Origin of the sequence: Yimella sp. NH-Cas1 (assembly GCF_022359705.1) — a bacterium.
Lineage (GTDB): Bacteria > Actinomycetota > Actinomycetes > Actinomycetales > Dermatophilaceae > Yimella > Yimella lutea.
On sequence record NZ_JAKSGG010000003.1, the window covers coordinates 1,420,561 to 1,437,995 of the forward strand.

Genomic DNA, 17,435 nt, shown 5'->3' on the forward strand with positions numbered 1-17,435 from the left:
GCGAAGGGCCGAAACTCACGCGGATTTGTCGTGATCAGGTCAGCAGAGAAGCGGCGAACCGTCCCGCGGCAGCAGCCGCGAGGAAGGACGCCGCGTCGTCGTCCATTCCGCGTCCCATCGTGCGCATCGCGACCGGGCTCGAGTCGAGTGCCTCGCGCAATCCCTGCACCGCGACGTCGATACGGCGTAGCCGTCCGTCGGACTCCCGGACGAGGTCGTCGGCCTGACGCAAGACCTTCGCCCCGAAATCGTCGCCGATCACCGGCACGGGCAGGTCCGCCGGCACGAGCGCAACGCGCGTGTATGCCGTGCGGCTGTGGTGGGAGATGCCGTGGTGCCTCTCGCGAGCATCGCCCTCGGAGACCCGCAGCGACGCGATCGGACGACCGCCGAGCGTGTAGGCGGCGTTCAGTGCCTCACCCGCAGATGTGCCGGAAAAGCCCCAGCGGGTGCCGGTGCCGAGGTTGCCCGGTCCCTGAGCCACGACCACCACGTCGGCGCAGAGCACATGCCGGGCGGCGAGCAGCCCGGTGTACACATTGACTGCCTCGAGATCGCCGCCGAACGCCTGCCCGACGGTCACCACGCCGGAAAGCCAACCGGCGTCGCGCAGGCCGCTGATCGCCCGAGAGAATGCGGCCGGAAGAGCGCCTCCGTCCGTCATCACATATGCAACGTCGAGTTGAGGTCGAGACTCTCGTAGGCCGGCTACAACCGCGGGAACGGCTGAGTGAAGGTCGGTAGTGATGACCGGCACTCCGCCCAGGTCGTCTGCGTCACGCAGCAGTTCGTGGTGTGGGCTCTCCTGCTCGTCGACGCCGAGAACCATCGTCTGCAGGGGCGTGTAACGCGCCTTCATGATGTGGCCGTCGCCGGCTGCCGGCACCGGCGGCAGACGGTCGGGGAGTGCGACCACCAGGGCGACGCCGCCCGTCCCGAGTCGGCGGTCGACGGCGTTCGTGTTCAGCAGGACCCGGTCACCCACGGCGGGATCACCGACCAGGTCGATGTATGCGAGCGCAGCGACCTCGGCCGCGTCGTCCGGCAGCTGCACGGTCAGTTGTTGCGCGCTCGACCAACGGGAGCCCAGCCCGACGACGACACCACTTCGCCACGTGATCACGCTCGTACACTAGTGCGATCCGATCCGATAGCGTCGGACGCATGAGCGCCCCGACTCCTGCCGCCAAGACCGAGCGGTTGCTCAACCTGGTGATCTGCCTGCTGTACACCCGGCAGCCGTTGTCCAAGCAGCGCATCCGCCAGGCGGTGCCCCAATACGGGTCCGCGAGCAGCGACGAGGCATTCGACCGCATGTTCGAGCGCGACAAGGACGAACTGCGTGACCTCGGCATCCCGCTGCGGATCGAGGTCGTCGACCCACTGTTCGACGACGAGACCGGCTACCGGATCGACCGCCGCGAGTACGCCCTTCCCGACATCCACTTCGAACCCGACGAACTCGCCGTCCTCGGACTGGCCAGCCGCACCTGGCAGCAGGCCAGTCTGGCCGGGCCCGCGGCGAGTGCGCTGCGCAAGCTCGAGGCGGCCGACGTCCAGCGTGACGAGGGCACGCTCGTCGGCCTGGAGCCGCGTGTGCGCACCGCGGAGCCTGCTTTCCCGGCGATGAAGGACGCCGCGCTGGCCCGCCGCCAGGTCGACTTCGGCTATCGCAAACCCGACGGCGCCGTCGGACGACGCAGGCTGCAACCGTGGACGGTCACCAACTGGCACGGCCGCTGGTATGTCGCCGGCTTCGATCTCGACCGCGAGGCGCCCCGGGTCTTCCGGCTCGGTCGGGTCGACGGTGCGGTGAAGACCGTGGGAGGGCCTGATGCCTACGAGGTGCCCGCCGACCACGACCCGATCGCGATGATCCAGGGCAGCGAGGTCGAGCGGGAGCCGCAGCCGGCGATCCTGCACGTCCGCACCGGCAGCGGCAACGCGTTGCGCCGCCGGGCGCGGACCGCCGGCGAGGTCGACGACACGTGGACCCAGATCGACATCGACTACACCGACACCGAGATCTTCGCCGAACAGATCGTCGGCTACGGCCCTGCCGTCCGGGTCATTCAACCCGCCGATCTGCGAGACGCCGTCATCCGGCGACTCCGAGCGATCCTCGAGCCCGACCGAACCACCGAGCAGGAGCGCTGATGGCCGCCGAGAGTGCGACGACCCGCCTGTCCCGACTGCTGACGATGGTGCCGTGGCTGATGCACCGGCAGGGTATCGACATCGAGCAGGCCGCCCGCGAACTGGACGTGACACCCGAGCAGGTCGAAGCCGACCTGAACCTGCTCTTCGTCTGCGGCACGCCGGGTCATATGCCCGACGACCTCATCGAGGCCGAATGGGACAGCGGAAAGGTGTTCGTCGGAAACGCCGACACGATCGCGCGACCGCTGAGGCTCGGGGTCGACGAGGCGCTCGCGCTGATCGTCGGCCTACGCACGCTGGCCGCGGTGCCAGGACTGGGGGCGCGGGACGCGATCGACCGCGCCCTTGCCAAACTGATCGACGCTGCCGGCGACGTGTCGGCCGCGTCCGAGCGGGTGCGGATCACCACCGGCGACAGCTCGCAGACTGCGTGGCTGGCTGACGCCCGGCAGGCGATCGCGGACAAGCGCCGGCTGCGGTTGCGCTACCTGGTCGCTGCCCGCGACGAGAGCACCGAGCGGGACGTCGACCCGATGCGTGTGGTGTTGATGGACGACCACTGGTACCTCGAGGGCTGGTGTCACCGGGCCGAGGATGTGCGAATGTTCCGGCTCGACCGCATCGAGACCCTCGAGGTGCTCGACCAGGACGGCACCCCGCCGGCGCAGGCACAGCCACGTCAGCTCGGTGATTCGGTTTTCTCGCCTGGTTCGGACGCGGTCCCGGTGACCCTCGAACTGCAACCGCAGGCGTCCTGGGTGGTCGACTACTACCCGGTCGACGCAGTGGACCGCGCGGACGACGGCACCCTCACCACCACGCTGCGCACCACCGACATGCACTGGGTACGCCAACTGGTCTGGCGGCTCGGCGGAGCGGCTCGCGTAGTGGAGCCGGCGCAGCTGCGAGAGTCCGTCGACCGGGGTGCTCGCGAAGCACTTGCCGCGTACGGCGGGTGAGAGGGTGATCCGCGCCACCGTCGCGTAGAGTTGGCGCCGTTCCGAGATGCGCACGTCCGAAGCGTGCCCACACACTCCCTGGAGGGAAACCGACATGCTCCGAGGCGCGTTCCAGCCCTGGCACCTGCTCATCCTGGTCCTGGTCGTCGTCGTCGTGTTCGGCTGGAAGAGGCTTCCGGACGCTGCCCGCTCGCTGGGTCGCTCGGCCCGCATCCTCAAGAGCGAGGTCGATGAGATGAAGGCCGAGTCGTCGGCCTCGAAGCAGACGGTCAACGGCGAGACCGTCCGCGACGAATCGGTCCAGGACTCCGAGGAGCGGCTGAAGAACCAGACCCACAACTCCGGTGGATCGCACGCTGCGGGCACTCAGCCGCAGGCCGGTCACCCGGACGGCTTCCCGCAGCGCGACAGCCAGAACGGCACCGCGTCCAACTGACGCACTGAATCCGCTTCCCGAACTCGACGACCTCGATGGCACTGCTGCGTCGTAAGGACAATCCGGAGGCCCGGATGTCCTTGGGCGAACACTTCCGCGAATTCCGTCGGCGTGCCCTGGTGGCGGTGCTTGCGCTCGTGGTCGGTGCGGTGGTGGGTTGGATCCTGTTCGACCCGGTCGATGTACGCCTGGGTGGGGTGACCTTCAAGAACGAAGGCATCTTCCAGTGGCTGAAACGGCCGTTGACCCAGGTGGCCGCCGGGCGCCCCGATCCCAGCCTGATCAACCTCAACTTCGGTGGGCAGGGCGTCACCAGCGCGTTCGAGATCAAGCTGAAGATCGCCATGTGGGTGGGGCTGATCCTGTCCAGCCCGGTGTGGCTGTGGCAGATCTGGGCCTTCCTCGCTCCCGGCCTGACCCGCAAGGAGAAGCGGCTGTCGATGGTCTTCCTCGGGTCGGCCGTGCCGCTGTTCGCGGCGGGTTGCTGGGTCGCCACCTGGGTGCTGCCGAACGCGGTGAAGTTCCTGCTCGGCGTGACACCCGGCGACGCCGTCAACTACCAGGACGGTAGTGCGTACATCACGTTCGTCACCCGTTTCATCCTGGTGTTCGGTCTGGCCTTCCTGCTCCCGGTCTTCCTCGTCGCATTGAACGCCGTCGGTGTGCTGCCGGCGAAGGTCATGCTCAAGGGCTGGCGGGTCGCGGTCATGGTGATCTTCGTCTTCGCCGCGATCATGAGTCCCAGTCCGGACGCCTGGTCGATGCTCGCACTCGCCTTCCCGATGGTCGGGCTCTTCTACCTCGCCGTCGGCATCGCCGCCATCCTCGACAAGCGGCGTCAGAAGAAGCGTCCGGAGTGGCTGGACGTGTCGGACGACCACGCCTCCACCATCTGAGCGGAGCGCCGAACTAGTCTGCGGACATGCCCGTTCCGTCCGCGCCGAGCCCTTCCCGCCGCACCTTCGACAGCACGCACCTCGAACGGTTCGCCGAGGGTTACGACTTTCCGCTCGACGATTTCCAACGCGCCGGCTGTGAAGCGGTGCAGAGCGGACAGGGTGTGTTGGTCGCTGCACCCACCGGCGCCGGCAAGACCATCGTGGGCGAGTTCGCCGCGCATCTGGCCCTGCACACCGGCCTGAAGACCTTCTACACGACCCCGATCAAGGCTTTGTCGAACCAGAAGTACGCCGATCTGGTGGAACGACACGGCAGCGACAAGGTCGGCCTGCTGACCGGTGACTCCTCGATCAACGGCGAAGCGCCGATCGTGGTGATGACCACCGAGGTGCTGCGCAACATGCTGTACGCGGGTTCCGACACCCTGTCCGGCCTCGGCTTCGTGGTGATGGACGAGGTGCACTACCTCGCCGACCGGTTCCGCGGCGCGGTCTGGGAGGAAGTCATCATCCAGCTCCCGCAGCAGGTGCAGGTCGTGTCGCTGTCAGCGACCGTCAGCAACGCCGAGGAGTTCGGTGAATGGCTACGCACCGTCCGCGGCGACACCGAGGTCATCGTCGAGGAGCATCGTCCGGTACCGCTGTGGCAGCACATGATGATCGGCAACCGCATCGTCGACCTCTTCGCCGAGTCGGGCGGTGAGAAGCGCGTCAATCCCGAGGTGCGGCAACGCATCTCCGCGCTCCAGCAACGTGACAACCCGCGCGGGGTACGGATGGACGCGGGTGCCCCACGTGGACGGCGCGGGCGTCCGGGCAAGGGACCGTCGGGTCCGGTTCGCGGTGGGCGACCATCGCGTGGACCCAGTCGGGCCGAGGTGATCGAAGCCCTCGACAAGGAGGGTCTGCTCCCGGCGATCACGTTCATCTTCAGCCGGATCGGCTGCGACTCCGCCGTCTCGCAACTCCTGGCGTGGGGCATCAGGCTCATCCCGCCGCAGGAGGGCGAGCGCATTCGACGGATGGTCGAGGAACGAATCGCCACTCTGCCGGAGGAGGACCTCGCGATCCTCGGTTATTACGACTTCATCGAGGGGCTCACCCGCGGTTTCGGCGCTCACCACGCGGGCATGTTGCCGACCTTCCGCGAGATCGTCGAGGAACTGTTCGCCGCCGGACGCATCCAGGCGGTCTTCGCCACCGAGACGCTCGCGCTCGGTATCAACATGCCCGCTCGCACGGTCGTGCTGGAGAAGTTGGTGAAGTTCAACGGCGAGGCACACGCACCCGTCACCCCGGCCGAATACACCCAGCTCACCGGTCGCGCCGGACGCCGGGGCATCGACTTCGAAGGCCACGCCGTCGTCCTGTACGGCCGAGACACCGACCCGGAGTCCGTTGCGGGACTTGCCAGTACGCGCACCTACCCGCTCAACTCCAGCTTCGTCCCGACGTCCAACATGGCGGTCAACCTCGTCGACCGGCTCGGTCGCGGCCCCGCCCGGCAGACACTGGAATCGTCGTTCGCGCAGTTCCAGGCCGACCGATCCGTCGTCGGCCATGCGCGCTCGATCAAGAAGAACCAGGAGGGTCTGGAGGGTTACGCAGAAGCGATGCGCTGCCACTTGGGCGACTTCGAGCAGTACGCCGCGCTGCGTCGCGAACTGTCCGATGTGGAGAAGCAGCTGAGCCGCCGCACGTCCGCCGCGAACACGGCAGCCGCAGCCGTCTCCTTGTCCAAACTGTCGGTCGGCGACGTCGTCCGTGTGCCGCTCGGACGACGCGAGAGCCTTGCTCTCGTGCTGTCGATGGACGCGCCTCGACGTGGTCTCGCGCAACCCTTCGTCCTGACCGAGGACGGACGCACCAAGCGCCTGGACGAGTCGGACGTCCGCGGCCCTGTGCCCACGCTCGGTTCGCTGCCGGTGCCGAAGCGTTTCAACCACCGCGACCGTAAGGCACGCTCCGATCTGGCCTCGACGCTGCGGATCAAGATGCGCGACGCCCGGGCGGGTGACGTGGACGCGCCGGACACCGAGGAAATGCGCCGACTCGACGGCAAGGTGGGGGTGTTGCGCGAACGCATCCGGCAGCACCCCTGCCACGATTGCCCGTACCGCGAGCAACACGCCCGCTGGGCCGAGCGCTGGTGGAAGCTGCGTCGCGAGACCGACGGACTGCAAAAAATGGTCGACGGACGCACTCACAGCGTCGCCCGCACCTTCGAGCGGGTCTGCGACCAGCTCAGCGAACTCGGGTTCCTGTCACCGGACGGTCAGTCGGTCACCTCCGACGGACGAACGCTGCAGCGGATCTACGCCGAGAAGGACCTGCTGGTCGCCGAATGTCTGCGTCAGGACGTGTGGAAGGGGCTCGACCCGGCGTCGCTGGCCGCTGCGGTGTCCGCGATCATCCACCAGTCGCGCAGCAAGGACGGTCCGGATCCCGATCCGAAGATGCCGAACCGTGAGGTCGCCGATGCGGTCGAGCGGCAGAATGACGTCTGGGAGGGCCTGCTCGAACTGTCAAAGAGGCACCAGTTGCAGCCTCCGGGCGAGCCGGACGCGTCCATCGTGTGGTCGATCCACCGCTGGGCCGCCGGGCAACGCCTCGAGACCGTCCTGCGCGGAGCCGACCTGACCGCAGGCGATTTCGTGCGCCGCTGCAAGCAGTTGATCGACCTGCTCGATCAACTGGCCGACCTGGAGGACTACCCGTCCGTGGCTGCGAACGCCAAGCGTGCCGTCAACCTGTTGTTGCGCGGTGTGGTCGCCGCCGACCGCCTGGACTGACCGCACACCGATCCGTCCGCACCGGCGCCGCGTGTGCGACCGGATCGGGGGCCCGCTCTGGCAGGATGCTCGACATGGCCTTCTCCAACAAGCACCTGACGCAGGGCGAACACGTCGAACTCGAGTTCCGTACGCACGCCAAGAGGATCGTCGGCCCGTTGCTGGTGATTCTGTCGATGATCGTGCTCGCGGTGCTGGCCTACATGTTCCTGCCGGATGACGGACGCCCGTGGACTCTCGTCGCCGTGCTCCTACTCTGTGCGATCGTCGCGATCGTCTGGGGCCTCATTCCGATCTGGAAGTGGCGCAACACGGTGTTCGTGCTCACCAACCGCCGTCTGATCACCCGCACCGGAATCATGGCCAAGTCCGGTCGCGACATCCCGCTCTACCGCATCAACGACGTGCAGTACGAGAAGGGCGTCTCGGACCGCATGCTCGGCTGCGGCACGCTGTTGATCTCCGACGCCTCCGACCAGCCGCAGCTGCGTCTGGACGACATTCCCCACGTCGAGTCGGTGCAGGTCAAGATCAACGAACTGCTGTTCGCCCACTTCGGCGACGGCCAGGACCGTCCGGACTCGGTGCCCGCCGCCGGACGTGGCAACGACCGCCGTCAGGACCGCTTGGACGACCCGCGCGATCGGGGTCGTTCGGCCGCGCCGTACGACCGGGAGTACGACGAGCGCGCCCGCTCGGACCGCGACTACGACCGTGGCTACGACGACCGAGGCCGCGACCAGCGGGGCTACGACGAGCGCGGGTACGACCAGCAGGGTCACGAGCGCGACTCCTACCGCGTCTCGGGTGACCGGCCGTATGACAATCAGCCCCCGGTCGACCCCCGCGACGGCGCCGGCCCCGACCAGACACGTCCGCTGCCGCGCCAGGACGACCCGCCCCAGCGCTACTGAGCCTCAGTCGTCCAGGCCGAGGGCCTTCGTGACGCGCGCGACCGAACTGCCGATTGCGAACTCCTCGATCAGCGCGTCCAGTCGTTCGGGATCGGCGATCTGCTTCGGCAGCTTCGTGTCGATGTCGGCCGGCAGCACGATGTCTCGCACGACGTTCACCACGCCGGGTGCGACATCGAGGTAGGCCGCCGCTGCCTCGAGCTTGGCTCGACGGGCACCCTTGATCTCAGGGTTACCGCTGTCGATCGCCGCGCGGAGCCCGGCAAGATCGCCGTAGCGTGCGATGAGCTGAGCTGCGGTCTTCTCGCCGACGCCCGGCACTCCGGGCAGACCGTCACTGGTGTCTCCGCGCAGCACCGCCATGTCGGCATAGCCCGCTCCGGTGCCCACGCCGTACGCCTGTTGCAGGAACGACTGATTGATCAGATCCGGTTGCCGCACACCACCTTTGGCGGTGTACAGGACGCGGACGTCCTGGGCGTCGTCGACCAACTGGAACAGGTCGCGGTCGCCGGTGACGACGTCGACAGGCATCCGGCCGAGATGGGTCTGCACCAAGGTCCCGATCACATCGTCGGCCTCGTACCCGTCGATCCCGAGGCGGCACAATCCGATTGCTGCCAGGACGTCGCGGATGACGGGTACCTGCGGCGTCAGATTTTCCGGTGACTCCTCCTGGACATCGCTGCCCTCGGTGAGGCGGTGACTCTTGTAGGACGGGATCGCATCGACCCGGAACGCCGGACGCCAGTCGTTGTCCCAGCAACAAACGAGGTCCGTCGGCTTCTCCCGATCGACCAGGGTGGCGATCATGTCCAGAAATCCGGTCACCGCGTTGATCGGGACACCGGCGGGTGAGCGGCGGTCGGGCACTCCGAAGAACGCGCGGAAGTACAGCGAGGCGGAGTCGAGCAGCAACAGGCGTCGGGTGGGCTCCATGCTGCAATACCGTAGAGGCATGGAAGACCTGGACCGCCGCATCGTCACACTTCTGGCGTCCGACGGTCGGCTGAGCTTCACCGATCTGGCCCGCGACACGGGGCTCTCGGTCAGCGCGGTACACCAGCGGGTGCGCCGCCTGCAGGAGCGGGGGTGATCAAGGGGTTCCGCGCCGTCGTCGACCACGAAGCTGCCGGACTGCCACTCACCGCGCTGATCTCGATCGCGCCGTTCGACGCGTCCGCGCCCGACGACATCCCCGACCGGCTGCGTGGCCTGCATCAGATCGTGGCCTGTTACTCGGTCGCGGGGGAGGAGAACTACGTGCTGAAGGTGCGGGTAGCCAGCCCGCGCGAGCTCGAGGATCTCCTCGCCACGATCCGTTCTGCCGCCGCCGTCACCACACGGACGACAGTTGTGCTGAGCACGGCGTGGGAGGACCGCAGTCCCTTCGGTGATTGAACAACCGGGCGATCGTCGCCGCGCCTCGTCAATTGCGTGCCATCCGTCACCTGCTCGGCGTGTCGTCCCGCGACACGCCGCCGTCCCGAACATCATTCCGAGAATCTTTTGCCGACACCGGCCCAGAACCGACCCGCTGACCAGCACAAACCAGACGTTTTCGCAGTTCAGAGCCGTGTTTGACAGTGCATGACCGGCAGGTAGCGTAGCTCTCACGCCAGATGGGCCCCGTCATTCAGTAGATAACTTTCGCACGCGTTGCGATCGGTCCCAACGATGAGTCACCGGGGCCCATCTGCATCACCTCGTGGTTCGGGCTTCAGGAAATCCGCGTGAGTTGGTGCCCTTCGCCGGGCATGGCGAAGGGCACCAACTCACGCGGATTCGATGCGGATCGGATCACGCCCCGCGGTCGTGCTCAACCGCGCAGATTAGGCTTGCTCGGTGACCACGACCTCCGCACCGGTTCGACCGGCACTCGTTCGTACGGCCGGTCGACTCCCGGCGCGGTCGGCGCTCGCAGTGCTCGGTGGGCTCTCGCTCTGGCTCGCCTTCCCCGGTACGGCGTGGTGGCCGATGGCACCGGTCGGCGTGATGCTCATGTCCTTGTCCACCATCGGGACGACGGCGCGACGCGGATTCTTGCTGGGTCTGCTCGGCGGACTCGCCTGTTTCCTGCCGACCCTGCACTGGAGCGGCATCTACGTAGGCGACACGCCGTGGATCGCGCTGTCGGTGACCGAGTCCCTCTACCTCGCGTTCATGGGCATGGCGATCGCCGTGGTCCAGCGCAGGGGTGCGGTTCGGCCGGGCGCCGTTGCGGCCCTGTGGGTGTTGCAGGAGTTGTTCCGCTCGAACGTGCCGTTCGGCGGATTCCCCTGGGCACGGCTGGCCTGGACCACGGCCGACTCACCCTTGGTGCGGTTCGCGTCCATAGCCGGAGCACCAGGTCTGACATTCGTCGTCGCGTTGCTCGGTGCTCTGCTGGCGCTCGTCGTATTCCGATTAGCCACAGGGCAATTGAGCCTGTTGCGGCTCCTCGTACCCACCGCTGCGACCGCGTTGGTCGGCGCATCGGCGTTTGTTGTCCCGGTGCCGACGGAGGGCAAGCCGCTCCAGGTCGTCGGCGTCCAGGGCAACGTGCCGACAACCGGACTCGACTTCAACGCGCAGCGCCGCGCCGTGCTCGACAACCACGTCGCCACCACGAAGCAGGCGGCCCGGATGGTTGCCGACGGCAAGATTGCGTCACCCGAACTCGTCGTGTGGCCGGAGAATTCGTCGGACATCGACCCGACCCGCAACGCCGACGCGGCAACCGGGATCGCACAAGCTGTCGGTGCCGTCGGCGTGCCGGTCATCGTCGGCGCGGTGCTGCAGGAGCCCGCCCCGAAGGTCTCCAACACCTCCATGCTGTACCTGCCCGGTCGAGGTCTGGTCGATCAGTACGTCAAGCAACACCCGGTTCCGTTCGCGGAGTACATGCCGTACCGGAGTTTCTTTCGTCAGTTCTCCGACAAGGTCGACCTGCTGACCACCGAGTTCGCCCACGGCAAGCAGGTCGGGGTGTTCGACATCCCGACCAGGTCCGGCACCGTGAAGGTGGGTCCGGTGATCTGTTTCGAGGTCGCCTACGACGCCGTCACCCGCGCACCGGTGGATCGGGGCGCGCAGTTGCTCATCGTCCAGACCAACAACGCCACCTTCGGCTACACCGCGGAGTCCGAGCAGCAACTCGCCATCTCACAGGTGCGGGCGGTCGAACACGGCCGCTCGGTGGTTCACATCTCGACCGTGGGCGTGAGCGGATTGATCACGCCGGACGGTGTGGTGCACGACCGTTCGGAGTTGTTCACCCGTAAGGTTCTCGCCGGGGAACTGCCGCTGCGGTCTGCCAAGACGATGGCCGACCGTTGGGGTGCAATTCCCGAGTACGTGATCGGCGCGATCGCGGGGTTGCTGGTCCTGATCGCGTGGCGCCGTACCCGGGGCGAGCGAGCGACCGTCCGCCGGACGGGAACATCCGCACCGGGCGGGGGCGTCGATCCGTCCGACAAGGCGGACGAGTCGACGACGACGCCGTCCCAGACAGAAGAGGAAGCACGTGACTGACATCCGCCGCGAGCCGCTGAAGCGCGTGCTCGTCCTGCTGCCGACGTACGACGAGCGGGACAACCTGCCGTTGATCATGGCGCGGATCCGCAAGGCGGTGCCGGACGCCGACGTGCTCGTCCTCGATGACAACTCGCCCGACGGCACCGGCGAGCTCGCCGATGACATGGCGGCCAGCGATGATCACATCACGGTGCTGCACCGCGCGGGCAAGGAAGGTCTCGGCAAGGCCTACCTCGCCGGTTTCGCCTGGGGCCTGGAGCGCGGATACGACGCGCTTGTCGAGATCGACGCCGACGGCTCGCACCCGCCCGAGATGCTGCCTCGAATGCTCGAGGTAGCCGGTGAGGCCGACCTGGTCATCGGTTCGCGGTGGGTCCCGGGCGGATCCATCGTCAATTGGCCGAAGTCCCGCGAGATCATCAGCCGCGGCGGCAATCTGTACATCCGGCTCGCCTTGGGCATGCCGGTCAAGGACGCAACCGCCGGCTACCGCGTCTACCGCGCCTGCGCACTGCGTGCGCTCGGTCTGGGCGACGTCTCCTCACAGGGCTACTGTTTCCAGGTCGACCTGACCTGGCGCGCGGTGCGTGCCGGCCTGGTCGTCGCAGAGGTGCCGATCACATTCGTGGAACGCGAGATAGGGGCGTCCAAGATGACCGAGTCGATCGTGCGCGAAGCGATGCTCAACGTCAGCAAGTGGGGCGCCGCGCACCGACTCGATCAACTCAAACGGCTCGCCGGCAGGAAGTGAACGCCATGGCCCAGCGACGCGGACGCGGCAAGATCGGCTGGATCCTGTTCCTGATGCTGCTGGTGATCCCGGTCATCGAGGTGATCGTGATCATCCAGGTGGGACGCACCATCGGCGGTTGGCAGACATTCGGTCTGCTGGTGCTGTGGTCGCTCATCGGTGCCTGGCTGGTCAAGAGCCAATGGCGTACCGCCTGGCGGGCGCTGCGCACTGCACTGCAGACCGGGCGCATGCCGGCCCGCGAACTTACCGACGCCGCGCTGATCCTCATCGGCGGCACACTTCTGTTGGCGCCCGGGTTCCTGACCGACATCATGGGTCTGTTCCTCATCCTGCCGTTCACCCGGCCTCTCGCCAGGCCACTGCTCCAGGCAGCGGTGGCACGTCGGCTGCTCGACGGAACGATGGTCGGGGGGACGACGGTGTCCACGGGTCCGACCGGGACACCCGGCGCCGACCCGATGACCGGCCCGCGGCGCCGTCCGGCGCAGGACGATGTCATCGAGGGTGAGATCGTCGACGACTGAGTGGGCAGGTGAGCTGAGCAGCCCCCGACTGCCGTCCTCCCTCGCGTGGGGAGTGGGTTCGGCCGCTCGTGCCCGCCAGGACGTCACTGTGCGCGGAACAGTCGTGATCGCCCCGTCCGAGTCGGTGGCCGCCGATCTGCCGACGGATCTGTCCGGTCAGATCCTGATGCGGGTGGTCAGCGTGACCCAGGACATCACGCCGCTGGCCGTCGCTGCTGCAGTACGCGGGGCCGTCGCCGTCATCGCCACCCGCGTGGACGCGGTCTACCCGCGCCAATCCCTGTGGTCGGAGTCGGCCAGGTGCAGAGCACGCCTTGCCGCACCTTCAGCGCTCTGCGCCGATCGAGCTGCAACTCACCACCACGCTGCACCCGACGCCCGGGGGAGCGTCTGGGCTATCGCGCACGAATGAGCGACGTGACGCCGCGTGGCTCGAGCGATGGGAGTCGATAGCGACAACTCCTCCTGGCGGGGCGTCGAGACGCCGGCGCTGCTCGAGCCGGAGTACCACTCGGCTGACGACACGATTGCGGCCAACATCTCGCTCGAGCGATTGACCGTCTCGATGGAGATCCAAGGTTCGGCCGCACTCGCGCTCGCCCGCGCCTGAACACGATTCGGCCCCGGGACTCTGGTGAGTTCCGGGGCCGAATCGTTCGATGGGCTCAGGCCGTGCGCTTACGCCGGGGCTTGACCCCGCGCGACTCCCGCAGCAGGGTGAGGCGCTCTTCGAGCAGTTCCTCGAGTTCGGGGATCGAGCGACGCTCCAGCAACATGTCCCAATGGGTGCGCTGGTGCTTGACCGGCTTGCGTTCCGGTTCGGGGCCGTCGACGAGAACAGCCTCTGCGCCGCAGCGACACTCCCACAACGACGGGATGTCGGCCTCGACCGAGAACGGAAGCTCGCTGACGTGTCCTTCCGGGCACTGGTAACGGGTCAGCTGCCGGTCGCTGAGGGTGACGCCCTCGTCGCTCTCGTGGGAGACCGACGAAAGGTTCGTGCCTCGCAATGATCGCTCTGCCATGGTTTTCCCCTTTGCACCGAATCTGCACGTGGCCGCGACCAATCAACTCAAGATCGTCATGTGTTGGTGATCTGACCGTCGCGGTATCTGTTGGTGCCAACGGGCGCGGGCCGCGGATTGTTCCGAATGCCGCGAAATTTCTCCCTAGATGACCTGGGGCACATGGTTGCCGACGTCGCTGATCCCCTTGCGGACGTCCACCGCCCGCAGCAGCAGACCGCCGACGACGAAGAAGATCACCAACGCCACGATCGACAGACGGTAGCTGTGGAACAACTGGTAGACCAGACCGAATACGAAGGTACCGAACCAACTCGTGCCGCGTTCCATCGCCTGATAGAGGCTGAAGAACTCCGACTCCCGACCCTTGGGGACCAGGTGGCTGAACAGGGACCGGGACAGGGACTGGCTACCACCCATCACGATGCCGATGCCGACGCTGAGAACGAGCCAGAGCCCGAACGCCCTCTCCGGAATGAAGAACGCCACGCAGACGACGCCGGTCCACAGGAACAGGCTGAGCAGGATCAGTTTCTGCGAACCCTGGGTGCGAGCCATCCGTCCGAAGAGCATCGCGCCGAAGAACGCGACGAACTGCACCAGCAGAATGGTCATGAACAGCTGGTTCTCGTCGAACTTCAGCTCCAACGCTCCGTACAGCGCTGCCGCAGCGATGACGGTCTGAATGCCGTCGTTGAAGAACAGGTATGCGACCAGGAACTTCATCGTCTCGGGGTATCCGCGCAACTCCTTGAAGGTTTCCTTCAGTTGCTTGAAGCTGCCGCTGAACATCGGCTGCTTGCCGGATGCATCGGCCGCACTCGGGACATTGCGCAGGGCGATGACCGGGATGATGCCGAAGAGCAGCCACCAGATGCCGCCGGCAGCGAAGATGATGCGGACCGTCATCGACAGTGAGACGCCGAGTTTCTCGTGCATGAGCAGGAAGGCGAGCGCTCCGGCCAGCATGAGGCCGCCGCCGAGGTAACCCATCGCCCACCCGACGGTCGAGACCCGGTCGCGGTCGTCCGGGGGAGTGATGCGGATCATCAGCGCCGAGTAGATGATCAACGCGGCGCCGAGGCTGGTGTTCGCGACGATCACCAGCACGATCGCCAGCTGCCAGTTGTCGCCCTCGAGGAAGAACATCGCCGTGGCGGCGATGCCACCGATCAGCGTGAAGAAGCCCAGCAACCGGGTCGGACGCGGAGAGCGGTCGGCGAGTGCGCCGACGAACAGCAGCACGAAAGCGGAGATGATGGTGGACGCGGTGAGCGTGTAGGGCACCAGCGAGCCCGGCGGGATCGAGAAGCCGAGCACGGACAGGTTCCTGAAGCATTCCTCGTCCGTGGGCCGGGTCGGACACGCCGCCTTGTTGGCCAGACTGGTCACGTACGGGCCGAACAGCACCGTCATCGTCGCCGTCACGAATGCCGAACAAGCCCAGTCGTACCAGTACCAGCTGCGCTGCAGCGTGCGTTGTTCGGGAGTCGATTGCGTCCCGGCAGGCGCCTGCTTGGTCAGATCCACGAGTGAACTGTGACACATTCACGCACGCCTGGCAGTCGGACGCACCAAGCCTGCAGGGACACAATCGTGATGGACCATGATCGAGGTCGAACGGATGCGGCGGCTACGGTTGGACGGTGCGCGGATCCAAGGGGACCGCAGACAGGGGGAGGGCACGAGGATGGCCGGCGATCGCGTCGGAACGACCTTCGGCCCATATCGCATCGACGATCTCATCGGACGTGGCGGTATGGGCGAGGTCTACCGCGCCTATGACACGGTCAAGGACCGCGAGGTCGCCTTGAAACTGCTGCCGCGTGAGCTCGCGAAGGACGCGAGTTACCGGGAACGCTTCCAGCGCGAGGCCAGGGTCGCTGCGCGCCTGCAGGAACCGCACGTGATCCCGATCCACGACTTCGGTGAGATCGACGACATTCTGTTCATGGACATGCGCCTGGTGCGTGGCAAGGACCTGCGTGCGGTGCTGCGCCGCCCCGACCACATGGACGTGGCCTTCGCCGTCGAAGTGGCCCGACAGGTCGCGGACGCGCTGGAGGCGGCCCACACCGACGGCTTGGTGCACCGCGACGTCAAGCCGGAGAACATCCTGTTGTTGCCCTCGGGCTTCGCCTATCTGGCCGACTTCGGTATCGCCAGTCGCAGTGACGAGGTTCGATTGACCTCCACGGGCACCGCGATCGGATCCTTCGCCTACATGGCTCCGGAGCGTTTCCAGGACGAGCCTGTCGGCCCGGCGACCGACATTTACTCACTCGGCTGCGTGCTCTACGAGTGCCTCGCCGGAGAGCCGCCATTCCCGCGGTCGTCCGTGCCGTCGATGATCCAGGCGCACCTGAACGACGCACCACGCCGGCTGACCTCCGTCAGGGGTGACGTCCCACCCGCCCTGGAGAAGGTCATCGCGCGGGCGATGGCCAAGGATCCGGCCCAGCGGTTCGGCAGCGCGCACGAGTTCGGGCGTGCCGCCACGGCAGCCGTGGAGGCGTCCGGACAAACGGCGAGGTCGGCCGGTGCAGGGGTGGCAGCTGCCGGAACGGCAACAGCGAAGCTGCCCAAACGCTCGCCCGCTGCCCTGACCGGAGGAGCCCCGACAGGAACGTCCCGTCCCCACTCGGGCCCCGCCTTCACACCGCGGCGTCCGACCGGCACCCACTCCCGCACCACCAACCCACCCCCCGCCGAGCGACCGGGCCGCAAGCTGGGCCCCGCGGCCGCGCTGTGGGCTGTGCTCGCCGCGCTCGGACTCGTCGCTGCGTTCGCGGCCTGGCAGGTCTGGGGCCAGGACGACGGCACGGGTGCCCTCGGAGCAGACACCCCCGATCGCTCGTCGCCGAGTTCGGGAACCACCAGCTCAACAGGTCCGAGCAGTACGTCGAGCCTGTCGACCTCGCCGTCGAGCCCGACATCGACCAGTACCTCGGTGAGCACCCGACCGGACGGCAAGATCACGACCGTGACGGTCACGCACACCGGCTCCTCGACCACCACCACGTCCGCGAGCACGCAAGCGTCGAGCAGCAAACCCACGACATCGACAAGTACCGACACGTCGACGTCCACACCGACCAGCCCGACCAGCCCGACCATTGCGCCAGGTGCGGGGTACGACTCGCAGGGCTGGACCAGCCATTCGCAGGTGCGCTGTTCGGGCGGCGATCGGGCGGTACTCGTGGCCTCCTCGGACTCCTCGTTGGTGACTATCTGCGAGGCCCCGTCGGGCAGCCGTTACTACCTCGGGCTGCGACCTGACCAGACTGAGAAGCCGAACAACCTTCGAGTCGCGAACCCGGTGCGTGAAAGCGACGGCTGGCGAGCCAACTCCGGCGGCTATGTCTACAAAGTCACGCCGTCGATGCTGTACATCTCGAACAGCTCCGGCACCTTGCGGGACGAGGCGATCTCCACTTACGTGGAGCCGTCCTGATC

Annotated in this window: 16 protein-coding genes and 1 pseudogene; 13 read left to right on the forward strand and 4 right to left on the reverse strand. The window is 67.0% G+C overall.

The annotated features are described in order from the left end of the window. Nucleotides 1-34 precede the first annotated feature (34 nt). Nucleotides 35-1,123, reverse strand: a complete 1,089-nt coding sequence (locus tag MF407_RS07140) for a DUF3866 family protein (RefSeq protein ID WP_239701863.1) — start codon at nucleotides 1,121-1,123, stop codon at nucleotides 35-37. A 41-nt stretch (nucleotides 1,124-1,164) separates the two neighbouring features. On the opposite strand from MF407_RS07140, the gene MF407_RS07145 reads away from it, so the two are divergent. From MF407_RS07145 to MF407_RS07170, 6 genes are all read left to right on the forward strand, one after another. Beyond that, the gene (locus MF407_RS07145) at nucleotides 1,165-2,157 is read left to right on the forward strand and encodes a WYL domain-containing protein (RefSeq protein WP_239701864.1); all 993 of its coding nucleotides are present in this window, start codon (nucleotides 1,165-1,167) and stop codon (nucleotides 2,155-2,157) included. Continuing rightward, nucleotides 2,157-3,119, forward strand: coding sequence for a WYL domain-containing protein (locus MF407_RS07150; protein ID WP_129626808.1), 963 nt, complete (start codon nucleotides 2,157-2,159; stop codon nucleotides 3,117-3,119). The genes MF407_RS07145 and MF407_RS07150 overlap by 1 nt, the downstream gene beginning before the upstream one ends. Nucleotides 3,120-3,213: 94 nt before the next feature. Then, on the forward strand, nucleotides 3,214-3,555 hold the full coding sequence (gene tatA / locus MF407_RS07155) for a Sec-independent protein translocase subunit TatA (protein WP_239701865.1): 342 nt from the start codon (nucleotides 3,214-3,216) through the stop codon (nucleotides 3,553-3,555). Between the two features lie 35 nt (nucleotides 3,556-3,590). After that, entirely contained in the window at nucleotides 3,591-4,451 is an 861-nt protein-coding gene (gene tatC, locus MF407_RS07160) for a twin-arginine translocase subunit TatC (protein ID WP_239701866.1), read from the forward strand. A gap of 26 nt (nucleotides 4,452-4,477) precedes the next feature. Then, nucleotides 4,478-7,246, forward strand: a complete 2,769-nt coding sequence (locus tag MF407_RS07165; protein WP_239701867.1) for a DEAD/DEAH box helicase — start codon at nucleotides 4,478-4,480, stop codon at nucleotides 7,244-7,246. 74 nt (nucleotides 7,247-7,320) lie between these two features. After that, entirely contained in the window at nucleotides 7,321-8,160 is an 840-nt protein-coding gene (locus tag MF407_RS07170; protein ID WP_239701868.1) for a PH domain-containing protein, read from the forward strand. A 3-nt stretch (nucleotides 8,161-8,163) separates the two neighbouring features. Here the strand turns inward: MF407_RS07170 and MF407_RS07175 are convergent, their stop codons facing one another. Further along, complete coding sequence (locus tag MF407_RS07175) at nucleotides 8,164-9,099, reverse strand: 5'-3' exonuclease (protein WP_239701869.1); 936 nt, start codon at nucleotides 9,097-9,099, stop codon at nucleotides 8,164-8,166. 19 nt (nucleotides 9,100-9,118) lie between these two features. Here MF407_RS07175 and MF407_RS07180 point away from each other — a divergent pair. The 6 genes and pseudogenes from MF407_RS07180 to MF407_RS07205 all read left to right on the forward strand — a co-directional run bounded on the left by MF407_RS07180 (nucleotide 9,119) and on the right by MF407_RS07205 (nucleotide 13,564). Beyond that, nucleotides 9,119-9,561 (forward strand): annotated as a pseudogene (locus tag MF407_RS07180) (Lrp/AsnC family transcriptional regulator). A gap of 444 nt (nucleotides 9,562-10,005) precedes the next feature. Next, on the forward strand, nucleotides 10,006-11,673 hold the full coding sequence (lnt, locus tag MF407_RS07185) for an apolipoprotein N-acyltransferase (RefSeq protein WP_129626797.1): 1,668 nt from the start codon (nucleotides 10,006-10,008) through the stop codon (nucleotides 11,671-11,673). Next, entirely contained in the window at nucleotides 11,666-12,427 is a 762-nt protein-coding gene (locus tag MF407_RS07190) for a polyprenol monophosphomannose synthase (protein ID WP_129626795.1), read from the forward strand. The genes lnt and MF407_RS07190 overlap by 8 nt, the downstream gene beginning before the upstream one ends. A 5-nt stretch (nucleotides 12,428-12,432) precedes the next feature. Continuing rightward, nucleotides 12,433-12,954 carry an FxsA family protein gene (locus tag MF407_RS07195; RefSeq protein WP_239701870.1) on the forward strand — a complete coding sequence of 174 codons (522 nt, stop codon included), beginning with the start codon at nucleotides 12,433-12,435 and terminating at the stop codon, nucleotides 12,952-12,954. A gap of 88 nt (nucleotides 12,955-13,042) precedes the next feature. Continuing rightward, complete coding sequence (locus MF407_RS07200) at nucleotides 13,043-13,366, forward strand: hypothetical protein (RefSeq protein ID WP_129626791.1); 324 nt, start codon at nucleotides 13,043-13,045, stop codon at nucleotides 13,364-13,366. 27 nt (nucleotides 13,367-13,393) lie between these two features. Continuing rightward, on the forward strand, nucleotides 13,394-13,564 hold the full coding sequence (locus tag MF407_RS07205; protein WP_168990282.1) for a hypothetical protein: 171 nt from the start codon (nucleotides 13,394-13,396) through the stop codon (nucleotides 13,562-13,564). A 55-nt stretch (nucleotides 13,565-13,619) separates the two neighbouring features. On the opposite strand, the gene MF407_RS07210 is transcribed toward MF407_RS07205, so the two are convergent. Then, nucleotides 13,620-13,979: an RNA polymerase-binding protein RbpA gene (locus MF407_RS07210; protein ID WP_129626789.1), complete on the reverse strand. Its 360-nt coding sequence runs from the start codon at nucleotides 13,977-13,979 to the stop codon at nucleotides 13,620-13,622. A gap of 144 nt (nucleotides 13,980-14,123) precedes the next feature. Beyond that, nucleotides 14,124-15,509, reverse strand: a complete 1,386-nt coding sequence (locus tag MF407_RS07215; RefSeq protein WP_345770839.1) for an MFS transporter — start codon at nucleotides 15,507-15,509, stop codon at nucleotides 14,124-14,126. A 160-nt stretch (nucleotides 15,510-15,669) separates the two neighbouring features. Here MF407_RS07215 and MF407_RS07220 point away from each other — a divergent pair, with 160 nt between their 5' ends. Beyond that, nucleotides 15,670-17,433: a serine/threonine-protein kinase gene (locus MF407_RS07220; RefSeq protein ID WP_239701871.1), complete on the forward strand. Its 1,764-nt coding sequence runs from the start codon at nucleotides 15,670-15,672 to the stop codon at nucleotides 17,431-17,433. The last annotated feature ends 2 nt before the right edge of the window (nucleotides 17,434-17,435 follow it).